The 13,856-nt window shown below is 66.5% G+C and carries 13 protein-coding genes and 1 pseudogene; 4 read left to right on the top strand and 10 right to left on the bottom strand.

What is annotated here, in order from left to right; all coding sequences use genetic code 11:
• Position 1: 1 nt before the first annotated feature.
• From LQR33_RS01505 to LQR33_RS01460, 10 genes are all read right to left on the bottom strand, one after another.
• Complete coding sequence (locus LQR33_RS01505) at positions 2-1,045, bottom strand: ABC transporter ATP-binding protein (RefSeq protein WP_221668715.1); 1,044 nt, start codon at positions 1,043-1,045, stop codon at positions 2-4.
• Position 1,046: 1 nt separating this feature from the next.
• A complete protein-coding gene (locus tag LQR33_RS01500) occupies positions 1,047-2,651 on the bottom strand; it encodes an ABC transporter permease (RefSeq protein ID WP_231467156.1) in 1,605 nt (534 codons plus the stop codon).
• A gap of 72 nt (positions 2,652-2,723) precedes the next feature.
• The gene (locus tag LQR33_RS01495) at positions 2,724-3,716 is read right to left on the bottom strand and encodes an extracellular solute-binding protein (RefSeq protein WP_221668713.1); all 993 of its coding nucleotides are present in this window, start codon (positions 3,714-3,716) and stop codon (positions 2,724-2,726) included.
• A gap of 125 nt (positions 3,717-3,841) precedes the next feature.
• A complete protein-coding gene (locus tag LQR33_RS01490; RefSeq protein ID WP_231467155.1) occupies positions 3,842-5,131 on the bottom strand; it encodes a flagellar assembly protein T N-terminal domain-containing protein in 1,290 nt (429 codons plus the stop codon).
• Positions 5,131-5,853: an LPP20 family lipoprotein gene (locus LQR33_RS01485; protein WP_231467152.1), complete on the bottom strand. Its 723-nt coding sequence runs from the start codon at positions 5,851-5,853 to the stop codon at positions 5,131-5,133. Before LQR33_RS01485 ends, LQR33_RS01490 begins: the two co-directional genes overlap by 1 nt.
• A 113-nt stretch (positions 5,854-5,966) precedes the next feature.
• A complete protein-coding gene (locus LQR33_RS01480) occupies positions 5,967-6,881 on the bottom strand; it encodes a GlxA family transcriptional regulator (protein WP_231178801.1) in 915 nt (304 codons plus the stop codon).
• Entirely contained in the window at positions 6,874-7,779 is a 906-nt protein-coding gene (locus LQR33_RS01475) for an EamA family transporter (RefSeq protein ID WP_231467150.1), read from the bottom strand. The genes LQR33_RS01480 and LQR33_RS01475 overlap by 8 nt, the downstream gene beginning before the upstream one ends.
• The gene (locus LQR33_RS01470; RefSeq protein WP_231467148.1) at positions 7,766-7,978 is read right to left on the bottom strand and encodes a DUF1737 domain-containing protein; all 213 of its coding nucleotides are present in this window, start codon (positions 7,976-7,978) and stop codon (positions 7,766-7,768) included. The genes LQR33_RS01475 and LQR33_RS01470 overlap by 14 nt, the downstream gene beginning before the upstream one ends.
• Before the next feature lie 114 nt (positions 7,979-8,092).
• Positions 8,093-8,647, bottom strand: a complete 555-nt coding sequence (locus LQR33_RS01465; protein WP_231467147.1) for an isochorismatase family protein — start codon at positions 8,645-8,647, stop codon at positions 8,093-8,095.
• 98 nt (positions 8,648-8,745) lie between these two features.
• Positions 8,746-9,366 carry a LysE family translocator gene (locus tag LQR33_RS01460; protein WP_231467145.1) on the bottom strand — a complete coding sequence of 207 codons (621 nt, stop codon included), beginning with the start codon at positions 9,364-9,366 and terminating at the stop codon, positions 8,746-8,748.
• A gap of 184 nt (positions 9,367-9,550) precedes the next feature.
• Here LQR33_RS01460 and LQR33_RS01455 point away from each other — a divergent pair, with 184 nt between their 5' ends.
• The 4 genes and pseudogenes from LQR33_RS01455 to LQR33_RS01440 form a co-directional block, all read left to right on the top strand.
• A complete protein-coding gene (locus tag LQR33_RS01455) occupies positions 9,551-10,993 on the top strand; it encodes an aminotransferase-like domain-containing protein (protein WP_231467143.1) in 1,443 nt (480 codons plus the stop codon).
• Positions 10,994-11,235: 242 nt separating this feature from the next.
• A complete protein-coding gene (gene infA / locus LQR33_RS01450) occupies positions 11,236-11,499 on the top strand; it encodes a translation initiation factor IF-1 (protein ID WP_021478917.1) in 264 nt (87 codons plus the stop codon).
• 185 nt (positions 11,500-11,684) lie between these two features.
• Complete coding sequence (locus tag LQR33_RS01445; protein WP_231467141.1) at positions 11,685-13,004, top strand: glycoside hydrolase family 19 protein; 1,320 nt, start codon at positions 11,685-11,687, stop codon at positions 13,002-13,004.
• A gap of 192 nt (positions 13,005-13,196) precedes the next feature.
• A pseudogene (locus tag LQR33_RS01440) lies at positions 13,197-13,856 on the top strand (methyltransferase); the annotation flags it as partial.

The following is a 13,856-nucleotide window of genomic DNA, read 5'->3' as shown; positions in this document are numbered from 1 at the left end:
CTTATTCTCGGGGAAACGCCAGCAGCGGCTGCGGCTGCAGCCGGATGCCTACCATCTCGCCGACCGCCAGCGGCCGCTCATGGCCCAGCTCGGCCAGCAGCCGCCGGCCGGACAGCAGCTCCAGCGCGTAATGGCTGACCGTGCCGCGCAGCACCCTGTCCACCACTCTCGCTCGCAGCGGGCTGCCCGGCTCCGGCAGCACCGCGTCCGGCCTCAGCAGCACGTCCACCTCGACGCCATCGTCGAAGGGCAAGCCCTGGTCGCATCTCAGCTCGCCGGTCTCCAGCCACACCGCGCGGCCGCTCACTCTGCCCGGCAGAAACGCGCCCTGGCCGATGAAACCGGCCACGTAGCGATTGGCGGGCCGATGGTAAAGCCCGTCCGGCGCATCCCACTGCTGCAGCCGCCCTTGGTGCAGCACGCCCACTTGGTCGGCGATGGCGAAGGCCTCGTGCTGATCGTGGGTGACCATCAAGGCGGCGATGCCCTGGGATTTCAGAATGGCGCGCACCTCACGCGCCAGCCGTTCCCGCAGCTCGGCGTCCAGATTGGAAAATGGCTCATCCAGCAGCAATAGCCTGGGTCTGGGCGCCAGCGCGCGAGCCAGCGCCACCCGCTGCTGCTGGCCGCCGGACAACTGGTGCGGGTAGCGCGCGGCTTCGCCCTCCAGCCCCACCAAGCTCAGCGCCTCCGCCACCCTGGCGTTGCGCTCGGCGCGGGGCAGCTCGGACAGGCCGAAAGCCACGTTGCCGGCGGCGGTCAAATGCGGGAACAACGCATGGTCTTGAAACACCATGCCGACCCGGCGGCGATGGGCGGGCATATTCACGCCCACGCCGAACACCGTCTCGCCTTCCAGCCGGATGAGACCGGCCGACGGCGCCTCGAATCCCGCGATGCAGCGCAGCGCGGTGGTCTTGCCGCAGCCGGAGCCGCCCAGCAGGCAGGCGATTTCGCCCGCCTCCAGCGAGAAACTCATGCCGTCCAGTACCGGCCGGCCGGAAAAAGCCAGGCTTACCGCGTCGAATTCAAGCGTCTTGTCCATCTCACACTCCAGGCTTCTGCCGCGACAGCAGCAAGACCGGCAGCAGGCCGGCCAGCACGATGGCCACCGAGGGCAAGGCCGCGCGCTGCCATTCGCCCTCGCTGGTCAGGTTGAAAATGCGCACCGCCAGCGTGTCCCAGCCGAAGGGCCGGGTCATCAGCGTGATCGGCATCTCCTTCATCGCGTCGACGAACACCATCAGCATCGCGGTGAAGAGGCCTCCCTTGAGCAGCGGCAGGTGCAGACGGAGCAACAGCCGTCCGCCATATACGCCCAGGCTGTTCGCCGCCTCTTCCTGGCTGCGGCTGACGCGCTGCATCGCCGCGTCCAGAGCGGAGTGGGCCACGGCCAGGAAGCGCGACGCGTAGGCCAGCATCAAGACCAGCAATGTGCCCTTGAACACGGCGGACGCGCCTTCCGGCAGCCAGCGGCTGAAATGCTCGAGCAACAGATTATCCAGCGCCGCCACCGGCGCGAATACCCCCACCGCCAACACGGTGCCCGGCACTGCGTAGCCCAGCGTCGCAAGCCTGATCCACGGCCGGCTGCCCGGATCGCGCCGGCCGGCGAAAACCAGGCACAACGCGATGGCCGGCACCAAGAGCGCCGCCATCGCCGCCAGCGACAGCGAACTCTTCAAACTGTCGAGCAGGTCGGCGTCCAGATCACTGGCCAGATGCCCAGCCGCCCAGACCAGGATCTGGCCGAAAGGCAAGACGAAGGCCAGCAGCAAGACCAGCGCGCAGAAGACGCAGGCCAGCCAGCCGCGCGTGCCGGCCAGGCGGGTGCGCGGCAGCGGCGCCGCCCTGCCCGCCTGGACATAGCCGCGCTGGCCCCTGGCGCGCTGCTCCAGCCATAGCAGGACGAACACCAGCAACACCAGCAGCGACGCCAGTTGCTTGGCGGCGGGCAGCGAGAACAGGCTGAACCAGGCCTTGTAGATGGCCGAGGTGAAAGCATCGAAATTGAAGATGGCGACGGTGCCGAAATCGGCCAGCGTCTCCATCAGCGCCAGGCCCACGCCGCCGGCGATCCAGGGCCGGGCCATCGGCAGCGCCACCTTGAAGAAGCCGGCCAGCGGCGACAGGCCCAGCGATTGCCCGACCTCCAGCGCGCGCCGGCCCATGCCGGCGAACGCGTTGCGCGCCAGCAGGTAGACATAGGGATAGAAAGCCAGCGACAACACCAACACCACGCCAGGCGTCGACCGGATGTCGGGCACCCAGGAAGAGCTGCCGAAAGCCTCGCGCAGCCAGGTCTGGAACGGCCCAGTGAAATCGAACAGGCCTAACTGGGAAAACGCCATCACGTAGGCCGGCATCGCCAGCGGCAGCATCAGCGCCCAGGAGAAAAACCGCCGCCCGGGAAAGTCATGCACCGCGGTCAGCCAGGCCAGCGGCACGCCCAGCAACAGCACCCCGGCGCCGACGCCCAGCAGCAGAACGGAGGTGTTGCGCAGCAGCTCCGGCAGCGTGTGCTCCGCCAGATGGCGCCATACTTCGGCGTCCGGCTCCAACAGGCCCAGGGCGATCACCGCCAGCGGTATCAAAGTGAGCAGGCTGGCGGCGGCGGCCGACGCGCGCCAGCGCGAAACGGTAAAAGGCATGCGATGCGATCCAACGGCGGCGGGCCCGCCATCGGCAGACGGCGAGCCCGGTTCAACACAAATCGCGGCGGCTTACTTGTAGCCGGCGCGGTCCATCAGCTTGACCGCCTCGGCTTGCCGGGCGCCGGCATTGGAGACGTTGATGTAGTTGTGCTTGAAATCGCCCCAGGCCGCCACGCGGGCGTCGGGCTTCACCTTGGGATTGACCGGGAATTCCATATTGACGTCGGCGAACATGTTCTGCGCCTTCTCCGAGCTCAGCCACTCCAGGAACTTCACCGCGCCCTTCTCGTTCCGGGCATGGCGGGTGACGCCGGCGCCGGAGATATTGACGTGGGCGCCCTTGCCAGCCTGGTCGGCCCAGAAGATGCCTACCGGCAGCTTCGGCGACTTCTCCATCATCCGGCCGTAGTAGTAGGTGTTTGCGATGCCCACCTCGCACTGGCCGGCGGCGATGGCCTCCAGCATCTTGGTGTCGTCGGGGAACGGCGCGGCGGCCAGATTGCCCACCCAGCCCTTGACCACCTGCTCGGTCTTGGCCGGGCCCATCTCGGCCAGCATCATGCCCACCAGCGACTGGTTGTACACCTTCTTGGAGGTGCGCAGGCAGAGCTTGCCCTTCCACTTGGGATCGGCCAGATCGGCATAGCTGGACAGCTGGGACGGCCTCACCTGCTGGGTGTTGTAGAAGATGGTGCGAGCGCGGATGGACAGGCCGTACCACTGCTTGGCCGGGTCTCGCAGGTGGGCCGGAATGTTGGCGTCCAACACCGGCGAATTGACCGCCTTCAGCAGCCCCATGCGCTCGGCCTGCCACAGATTGCCGGCATCCACCGTCAGCAGCAGGTCGGCGGGGCTGTTGCGGCCCTCGGCGCGCAGGCGCTCCATCAGCGGGCCTTCCTTGTCGGACACCAGCTTGACGTTGACGCCGGTCTCCTTCTTATAGGCCTCGGCGATGGGCTTGAGCAGTTGCTCGCCGCGGGCGCTGTAAACCACCACTTCCTCGGCCAGCGCGGGGCCGGCCACGGCCGCCAGCGCGGCGGCCAACATCAGTTGCTGTTTCAAGGTGTATCCCCTGTTCGATTGAGACGAAAAGCGAAGTGCGGGGAGCACCGTAACATCAGTTGATAATACTTATCAATACAAAAATAAATTGAAAACGGCGGAACTTCCGGCAGAAAAAACCACCGTCAGCGCGCCGTTCCGAAGCGGACGTAATCCCCCTCCGCCACGCGGGCGCGGCCTTGCGTCACGCCTATCGAGAAATTGGGCTGGACCTGGGTCAGCGTCACATCGCCGTTCAGGCTTTCCGGCATGCCCAGCTCCCGTCCGGAGATCAGGTCGCGCAGCGGCTGCCCGCTCGAGCGCTTGTACAACAACAGCTTGTCTCCCACCGCCATGCCGTCCAACAGGCCGGCGTTGATGTAGACACTTTTGCCCTCCAGCCGCACCACCCGGGCGGAGAACGGGATGCAGGAAATCACGCTTTCGATGCGGTCCGACACATTATCCAGCCATCTATCCACCTGCCTGCCGTAGTCGCTCTGCCAGAACGCGACGGAGGCGAAGGGCTGCGGCATGGTCGGAATCACCGGCCCTTTCGAGCTCACGATGCCGCTGACCCTGTCCTTGGCGATCAGCGAGCCGGTCAGCCCGTCGTATATCCAGAATTCCAGATCGAACTGCCGCTGCGTGGGCACATACTTGACCCCCGCGCCGAACATGCCGGCAAAGGGGCCGTTGTAGAACACCCCCTGCTGGCTGGTATTGTTGGATTCGAACAAAGACCTGCGCACGCCCTTGTCCATCACCGATGTGGACAGCACCCGGCCCGCCACCACGAATTGGACGTTCTCCCGCTGCCCCAGCTGGCTGGCGACCTGCCAGCCGGCATCCGGTTCGGCAACGCGGCTGTCGGCCAGCACCGAGACGGTATTGGCGTCCTTCACCACCAGCATGCTGTTGTGCGCCAGCCTGCGCGCCAACTCAGTCGGCAGCGCGGTGGCCAGATCAGGCATATCGGACGCGTCGGCCGGATGCGCGACATCGAAATACGTGGTCACCAGCTTGCGCTTCAGCGACCGGCCCACCGGCATCTGGCAGGCTGGGTCTCCGCGCCGTTCCGGCGCGGGCGCCTGAGCGGCCTTGGCCGAGCCGGTATCCACCTCAACCTTGACGTGGTACAGCTTGCCCTGCGCGTACTCGTTGACGACCCGCACCGCGCCTTGCACTGGAGACAAGGCCCTCAGCGTGCTGGATTCGCCCTGCCGGCCGGCATCGACCAGCTGCGTCGACTCGATGCGCGCGCCCTGCCGGATGGAGAGCAGCTTCAACGCGTCCTGCATCGCCATCTCGCGTGCGGCGACCGGCCCGTTGTCCAGCGGCGCCACGCCCTCGGCGGTCAGGATTTCCGCTTGCGTCGGGCCCGACAAAACAAATGCCGCCGCAAGGGCGGCGGCATGGATAGCGATTCGCGTCATTACTGGGTCACGTAGAAATTGTTGCTGTAGCGGGCTGGCGAAACGGTCATGACGGCAGGTGTTGGCGCGGCCGCCGGAGCCGGCACGATCTTGGTGGCGCCGCAATTGCCTTCCGGACAGAGCGCGCCGGCAGTGCCGGTTTCCTTGGACGCCTGCATCACGCTGCCGGTCTTTTCCATGGAGTGGCGGAATTGCTTGTAGAACTCCTGGTCCAGCGTGATCTCAGCCACCGCCTCGCTGGTGCCGTCCGGCTTCATCACGGTGGAAACGATGGTGACGCCGCGCAGATAGGCGTCCACATAAGTGCGGAAGCTATCGCTGTTGGCGATCATATTGGACACCGAGCTGTTGCCGACCAGTTTCATGCCCTGCACCTGTTCCGCGATCGCGCGGAAGGCGTCCAGCCGGGCGGCGCGCATCGCCAGCAGCTTGCGCTGAGACGGCGTCAGACTGTTGGTGTAGGGCGCGGCGCCGGAGCCGGTCACGCGGACGATGATGGGCTGGAAGGGGTTAACCTCCTTGACCACCACCCTCACCTCTTCGCCGCTGGCCGTCTCGTCGCCGGAGCCGACATAGCCGACGCCCGACGGCACCGCGCCGCTCTCCTTCATCGGCATCGGCGCGGACATCGCGGCTTTCTGCGAGGCCGGGGTGGCGCAGGCGGCCAGACCGGCCATCAGGGCGAACAAAACGAAGCGAGACGTACGACGGACTGTATTCATGGCAATTACCGATAGGTGTTGATGGAATGGTATGAACCATTCCCGGAGCTCGTCAACCTGAAACATCGGCAATAACTGATGAAACTTGAGAAGCGGACGGCATGCGCGGCTTCTCAGTCATGCGCGGCGGCGGCCCGGCTCATCTGCCTGGCCGAGGAAAAACCGGCCGACAGCGCCGCCTTTTCCTTGCCCAGGCCGGCCGAACGCCACTGCTCGGCCAGCGCCAGGCGCAGCGCGCGGTGGTAATCGTGCGCCGAAACGCCGGCCTGGTCGCGGAACAGCCGGGACAGGTGGCGCGTGCTGACATGGACCTTGGCGGCCAGCTCGTCCAGCGGCCAGTCCCGCACCGGGTCGGCGCAGATTAGGTCCTGGGCCCGATGCAGAGCCGGGTGCAGATGGTTGCGCCAGGCCAGCCATGGCGACAGCTCCGGGTCCTGCGGCGAGCGGCGGAAATACACCACCATCTCGCGCGCCACCGCGCGGGCGATCGCGGGATCGGCCAAGTCTGCGATCAGATGCAGCGCCAGATCGATGCCCGCGGTGATGCCGGCGCTGCTGTAGCACGGGCCGTCGGCGACGAATACCCGGTTCTCCTGCACCCGGGCGGCCGGCGCCAATGCGCGCAGTCTTTCCAACAACGTATGGTGGCTGGTGCAGGCGCGGCCGTCGAACAAGCCGGCCTCCGCCAGCAGCAGGCTGCCAGAGCAGACGCCAGCCCAGCGGATGCCCGGCTGGCGCCGGCGCTCGGCCAGCCAGGCGACAATGCGCCTCGCCTCCGGCCGTGCATAGGCCTCGATGGACGGCGTCGAGCCCGGCGCCACCACCACCGCGCCCTCCGGCAACGCATCCGGCAACGGCGCCAGGCCGCCCAGCGGCAAGCCCAGCGAAGTGTCCACCGCCTCCGACGCGCCTATGTAATGCAGGCGAAAGTCCGCGCCCTGCTGCCCCGCCAGGCGGAGAGCGTCGGCCGGCCCGGCCAGATCCAGCAGCAAAACGCTGGGCGACAGCACGAAATAAACGTCACGCACGGCTGGTTCTCCTGGAGGCGGCCAATGCCAGCAGCCTGCCGCCGAACACCGTCGCCAGCAAACCGGCCATCAACAAGCCGCTGCCGGCCAATTGCGCGGCGGTCAGGCTCTCGCCCAGCAGCCAGTGCGAAGCCAGCAGCCCCACCACCGGCACCAGCAGGGAAAACGGCGCCACCTTGGCCGCGGCGTGCCGCGCCAGCAGGCGGCTCCACAAGCCATAGCCGAACATGGTGGCGACAAAAGCCAGGTAGGCGACGGCGAACAGCGACTGCCCATCGAAGCCGCGCAGCGCCGCCTCGATGCGCTCGCCGCCTTCCAGCCGCCACGACAGCAGCAAGAAAGGAATCGGCGGAACCAGGCTGGACCAGATCACCAGCCCCAGCGGCTCCACTTTGAAGCCATCGCGGCCGATCGCGCGCACCACGATATTGGACGCCGCCCAGCTGGTGGCCGCGGCGATGGTCAGGCCAAAGCCCAGCGCCGTCATATCGCCGCCCTTGCCCATGCCTATCAGCGCCAGGCCGCCCAAGGCCAGCGCCGACCCCGCCAATTGGCTGGCCTGCCAGCGCTCGCCCAGAAAGACCCGGGCCAGCAACAAGGTGAAGAAAGCTTGCGACTGCAGCACCACCGAGGCGAGACCGGCCGGCATGCCGAGCTTGATCGCGGTGAACAGGCAGCCGAACTGCCCCACCCCCACCGTCAGCCCATACAGCGCCAGGTAACGCCACGGCAACGCCGGCCGCTTGACGATGAACACCGCCGGCAGCGCCACCAGCGCGAAGCGCAGCGCTCCAAGCAACAGCGGCGGCACGCCGGCCACGCCCCATTTGATCACCACGAAATTCACGCCCCAGGCCAGCACGATGGCCAGCGCCTGCGCTATGTCAGCCAGCGGCATGGTCGCTCCCCGGCCACAGCACCGCCTGCGCGACGATCACCCGCTCGCCGTTGAAAGTGGCCGCCGGCGAGCCGTACAGCCGGTAGCCCAGCGCGAGCGCTTCGCTGACCCGCTTGCAAAACGCCGAATCGTCCGGCCCGGTCAGCAGCCGATATGCAGGCAGGCCATCGGGCGGAATGTCCGTTACATGTTGCGGCATGCCTTCTCCTTATTTAGACAAATCCAATGACGACACCTTATGACATGCCAGCGTCAAGCGGCAAGCGCCGGCGGCCTTCATGCACTTTCGCCACCCGCGCGGGCCGACCCACCATCAGTCCGCCATCCTCCTCAAAGCCTCCTCCACCGTGACGATGGTGGCGAAGCGCCCGGCCAGCACCAGCTCGGTGCGGGTGCGGATGTCGGCGGCGCTGTAAACCACGCCGCTGCCGGCATGGGTCATCGGGAAGGTCAGCGTTGCCTCGGTGACGAAGTCCACCTCGTAACCCAGGTCGGACGCCACGCGGGTGGTGGTTTCGCAGCACTGCTCGGTGCGGATGCCGGAGATGGCCAGTTTCTGGATCCCATGCTTGATCAGCCAGCTTTGCAGGCCGGAATCGGTCAGCGCATTGTGCACGTGCTTGACGAAGGTAGCCGCAGGCTGGTGCGTCATCCAGTCCAGCGGCCGTACCAGGCCTGAAGCGGCGGAAAACGGGCCATCCGCGCCCGCTTCGTGCAGGATGTTGATCACCGGCACGCCGCGCGCCTGGGCGCCGGCGATCAGCGCCTGCTGCGCTTCCCGATAGGCCGGCAAGTCTTGCTCGGTCCAGAACGGACGGTGGCGGAAGGATTCCTGCACATCGATCACCAACAATGCGGTCTTTTTCATTTCGCCTCTCCCGGCGGTGTGGATATGGACAGCATCGTAAAGCGGATAGCGCCAGGAAATAAGGCCGCAAGCGGACAAGCGCCTGCCAAAAAAGGACATCATGCCATCTGGGCGAGCGCAGGCATCAGTTCGTCATAGAGCAGCCAGAGCGCGGTGACGGCCATCAGCGCGCCCATCGTCAGGTTGTAAAGCAGCAAGGCACGAGGCGCGGCCAGCCAGCGCCGCAGCTTTTCGCCGCCCCAGGCCCACACGCTGATGCAGGGCAGATTGACAACCGCGAAGGCTAGCGCCAGCAGCGACGCCGCCAGCCAACGGCCGCCTTCGCCTGCCGGCATGAACAGGATGGACGCATTCAACACCATCACCCAGGCCTTGGGATTCAACCACTGGAACAAGGCCGCGCCGACGAAGCCCAGCGGCCGAGCCTGCTCGCGCGCCTCCGGCTGGCCGGAACGGGCGATCTGCCACGACAGCCACAGCAAATAGACGCAGCCGGCCACCGCCAGCGGCAGCCGCCAGGCGCTGAGCCAGCCCAGCATCTGCGCCAGCAGCATGGCGACGATGAACACCTGCAGCGCGCAGCCCAGGCTGATGCCCAGCATGTGCGGCACGGTGCGGCGGAAGCCGAAATTGACGCCGGACGAGGCCAGCATCAGGTTGTTGGGACCCGGGGTGATGGACATCAGGGCGACATAGGACAGCAAGGCGAATTCTGGCATGGCGGTTCTCCGGCGAAATAGCAAGCGGCGACAAGCCCTTGCCCACTCCCACATGCTATGCGGACCGTTCTTATGGATACAGATTCAAAAATCCATTATTGATCTGGTTACAGATTGATCTTTTCAGCAACTGTCACCATCCACTATGATGAGCGTTGTACTTCTCCCCCGCCGAAAGCCGACGATGCAGAACAGCGCCTCCACCCTTTACCAGCAGTTGGCAGACGATCTGTCGCTGGCGATCAGCCGCGGCACGCTGCCGCCGGGGTCGAGGCTGCCGTCGGTGCGGCGCACCGCGCACAACCGCCAGCTCAGCTTGAACACCGTGGTCAGCGCTTACCGCGTGCTGGAAGACCGCGGCCTGATCGAGGCGCGGCCGCAATCCGGCTATTACGTGCGCGCGCGGCTGCCGTCGCCGGCCAGGCAGGCCGGCACCCAGAGCAGCCCGGCCTCGCCGACCAAGCACGCGGTGCTGGATCTGATCGGCACCGTGCTGCAGGCGCAACAGAGCGAGGGCTTCATCGATCTGGCCCTGGCCTGCCCGCGCGGTGGCGATTTCTACCCCGGCAACAAGCTGGCGCGGCTGATGGGCCAGATCCTGCGCCGCCAGCCCGGCATGGTCAGCACCTATGCGCTGCCGCCCGGCCCGGAGAAGCTTCGCACGCAGATCGCGCGCCGCGGCATGGATCTGGGCATGACGCTGCAGCCGGACGACATCATCCTCACCCATGGCTGCATGGAGGCGCTGCAACTGGCGCTGCGCGCGGTCACCCGCCACGGCGACGCGGTGGGCCTGGAATCGCCCACCTACTTCAATCTGCTGCCGCTATTGGCCAGCCTGGGTCTAAAGGCGGTGGAGATTCCCACCGACCCGCAGACCGGGCTGTCGATAGACGCGGTGGAGGTGCTGCTGGCCGAAGGGCGCATCCAGGCGCTGGTAGCCATGCCCAACGTCCACAACCCGCTGGGCTGCTGCATGCCTCTGGAAAACAAGAAACGGCTGGCGCGGCTGGTCAACCAGCACAAGGTGCCGCTGATAGAGGATGCGCTGTACGCCGAGCTGCAGTTTTCCGACACGCTGGCGCCGGCGGTGAAGTCTTTCGACAACGACGGCTGGATCATCGTCTGCGCCAGCTACACCAAGACGCTGGCGCCAGATTTCCGCATCGGCTGGATGGAAGGCGGCCGCTTCGGCGCGGCGCTGCGCAAGCTGAAATTCGCCTCCTCCGTCGCGCAGCCGGCGGTGCTGGCCGAGACCCTGGGCGCGTTCCTGGAGTCCGGCGGCTACGACCACCATCTGCGCACGCTGAAGCGCCGCTACGCCGCCCACGTGGAAAAAGTACGCGGCCTGATCGCCCGCCACTTTCCGGGCGGCACCCGCGCCACCCAGCCGCAGGGCGGCTTCCTGATCTGGCTGGAGCTGCCAGAGGGCTGCGACAGCGTGGCGCTGTTCCACGCCGCGATGGCCGAGAAGATCAGCCTGATCCCCGGCCCGCTCAGTTCGCCCGGCGGCCGCTACCGCAACGCGATGCGGCTGTCCTGCTGCTACCCGCTGGACGAACGCTATCTGGCCGCGCTGGTGCGTGTCGGCCAACTGGCCTGCGAGCAGCAGGCGAGCGCCGGCTGAGCGCTTTTTTCCGCGATGAGAACAAAACAGCTGACCAGTCTGCCCGCTTGGCGGTACAATAGCGGCTTGCCTCTGGATTTCAGCTGTCGAGCCCCGCGCGGCCCGACGCTTAGCCTCGCCTCTTGGGCCCGCCTAGCGCCCATCCCGCAAGGTCACCGAACTGAAGCTAAAACGCCTCGCCGCGGCAGTCGAACCGACAGCCGCGCGAAGCCATTTCATTACCGTATGAGAAAGGAAACGCTATGTCCAAGGAAGACATGATCGAACTGGAAGGCGTCGTCATCGAAATGCTGCCCGAGTCGCGCTTTCGCGTGAGACTGGACAACAATATGGAGATCCTGGCCTACGGCTCCGGCAAGATGAAGATGCACCGCATCCGCGTGCTGCTGGGCGACCGCGTCACCGTGGAAATGTCGCCTTACGATCTGACCAAGGGTCGCATCAACTTCCGCCACCCGACCGCCAACCCCGGCGCCGGCCCGCGTCCGTCGCACCACCGCCGCTGAGCGCCTGCGGCCGTTTTTTCGGCCCTGTGCGCTCCGCATCGGCCGGCCTCGGCTCTGGCCCCTCGCCGCCTGGCGCTTCCTCTACGGATTGAACTAGCGGCATTGATTTGCATTTGACATACTTCATATTGGTTCCATAGTGGTATTACGTGCCATCCGGCATGCCCCACCATCGAGGAACCGATATGAAACTATTCGCATCCCTTGTCCTGTCGCTGCTGACGGGCTCCGCGCTCGCCGCTCCATGGAACGCCGGCGCAGCCTATCAAAAAGGCCAGACCGTCCAATGGCAAGGCCGCGACTGGCAGGCCAAATGGCCCACCCGCGGCGAAGCCCCGGGCGCCAATCCCAAGGGATCGTGGGTCGCCCATGTCGGCGGAACCTTGCGCAAGCTGGACGACGCCGCGCTGCCCATTCCCACACTGCAGCAAGCGCTGCAACACGAAGCCGACCTCACCAACAACGACTTCTTCCGCAAGGTGAAGGCGTCCATCCGCACCCTGCCCAATGACCAGGTGGAACAAGTAACGCCCGGCCGCGCCGCGAATCCCGCCAACGTGCGCCGCGTGGAGCGCTTGCTGCCATCGGCCAAATGGGATTACTACTTCAGCCGCCGCGACCCCAGCTACACCTACACCCGCTTTCTGCAGGCGGTAGCCAAATTCCCCGGCGTCTGCGACGACTACAGCGACGGCCGCGACGCCGACGCCATCTGCCGCCATAGCCTGGCCACCATGTTCGCCCACTTCGGCCAGGAAACCGGCAACCACGACGCCAGCGACACCGTGCCGCAATGGCGCCAGGGCCTGGCCTACCTGCGCGAGATGGGCTGCACCGACAGCGGCAGCGCCTGCGGCTACAACACAGAATGCAACGATCCGGTCTTCAACAAGGTATGGACCTGCGGCAAAAACGCGGACGGCAGCTGGAAAAAATACTACGGCCGCGGCGCCAAGCAACTGTCGTACAACTACAACTACGGCCCGTTCTCGCAGGCGATGAACAACGGCGACCAATCGGTGCTGCTGCAGAACCCGGACCTGGTGGCCAGCACCTGGCTCAACCTCGCTTCCGCCACCTTCTTCTTCGTCTACCCGCAACCGCCCAAACCCTCGATGCTGCACGTGCTGGACGGCACCTGGGTGCCCAACGCCGCCGACAAAGCGGCCGGCGCCGGCAACAACTTCGCCACCACCATCCAGATCATCAACGGCGAATGCGGCGGCGGCACCGAGCGCCAGGCCGCGCAGAACCGCATCGATTACTACAAGCAGTTCGCCCACGATCTGGGCTGGGACTACGGCAACGAACAGCTGTCCTGCGCCAATATGCAACGCTTCACCTCCGCCAGCTCCGCCGCCTACAACATCTACTGGGAAAAAGACTGGCAGTGGCAACACGACTACCAGTGCCAGCTGATCAGCTACCAGACGCCGTACAGCGCGCTGCAGGCCGGCAACTACCAGCGCTGCGTGGAAGACAACTGGGGCGTCAAGCTGAAATAAGCCCCCTAATCGCGCCGGACCGCCCGCGCGGACCGGCGCGTTTTCCTGATGACGGATGGCCCCGTTGCGTTTACCATTCAGCCCTTCCCCGCAGTCCTGCACGCCAAAGCCCGCCGCCTCGCGGCGAGTCGCAGCCCATTGGCCCTGCGCAGACGCGGCTCCACCCTTGGCCAACCTTACCCGACGTACGACATGACCCAGATTCCGCAGCCCGCCGCCCCAGCGCACCCCATCGCCCACTGGCAGGAGGACGGCGCCGAGCGCAGCGCCCGCTGGCGCTCCGAAGCCGGCCTGCCGCCGCCCAAGCGCATCGTGATCGCCGACGACAGCCTGTCCGCCGACGCCGCCTACAAGCTGGCCTGCGAAGGCGGCACCCTGCTGTGGCGCGGCGACTACCAGAACGCCCGCCAGCTGCTGCAGGCATTGGCGCGGCGCGTGGACCGCAAGGGCGCCAAAACCGGCGCCACCCCGCTGGAATCGTTCCATCTGCACCGCCAGGCCCAGGGACGACGCGCGCAGATTTTGTCGCGGCTGGTGCTGCCGCTGGACGCCGACTACGCCATCCCGCTGCGCCGCGCGCCCGACTTGCGCCAGGCCTGCCAGGAGGCCTACGGCGAGGGCGGCGAAGCGTCGCTGGTGTCGCTGCGCGAGCTGCTGGGCCTGATAGGCGCGCACGAATGGCGCAAGAAAGGCGTGGAAGTGAAGGCGCTGGCCGCGCGCATCCATCCGCATTACGGCGTGTTCGCGCCGATTCGCGGCGAATACGTAGACCTGGCGGCCGACGCCCCGCTGCCGGGCGCTGAGCTGGCCTTCGACATCGGCACCGGCAGCGGCGTGCTGGCGGCGCTGCTG

Source organism: Chromobacterium piscinae (genome assembly GCF_021129175.1).
GTDB lineage: Bacteria > Pseudomonadota > Gammaproteobacteria > Burkholderiales > Chromobacteriaceae > Chromobacterium > Chromobacterium piscinae.
Note: the sequence above shows the minus strand (reverse complement) of the source record. Positions and strands in the feature narration are given on the sequence as shown.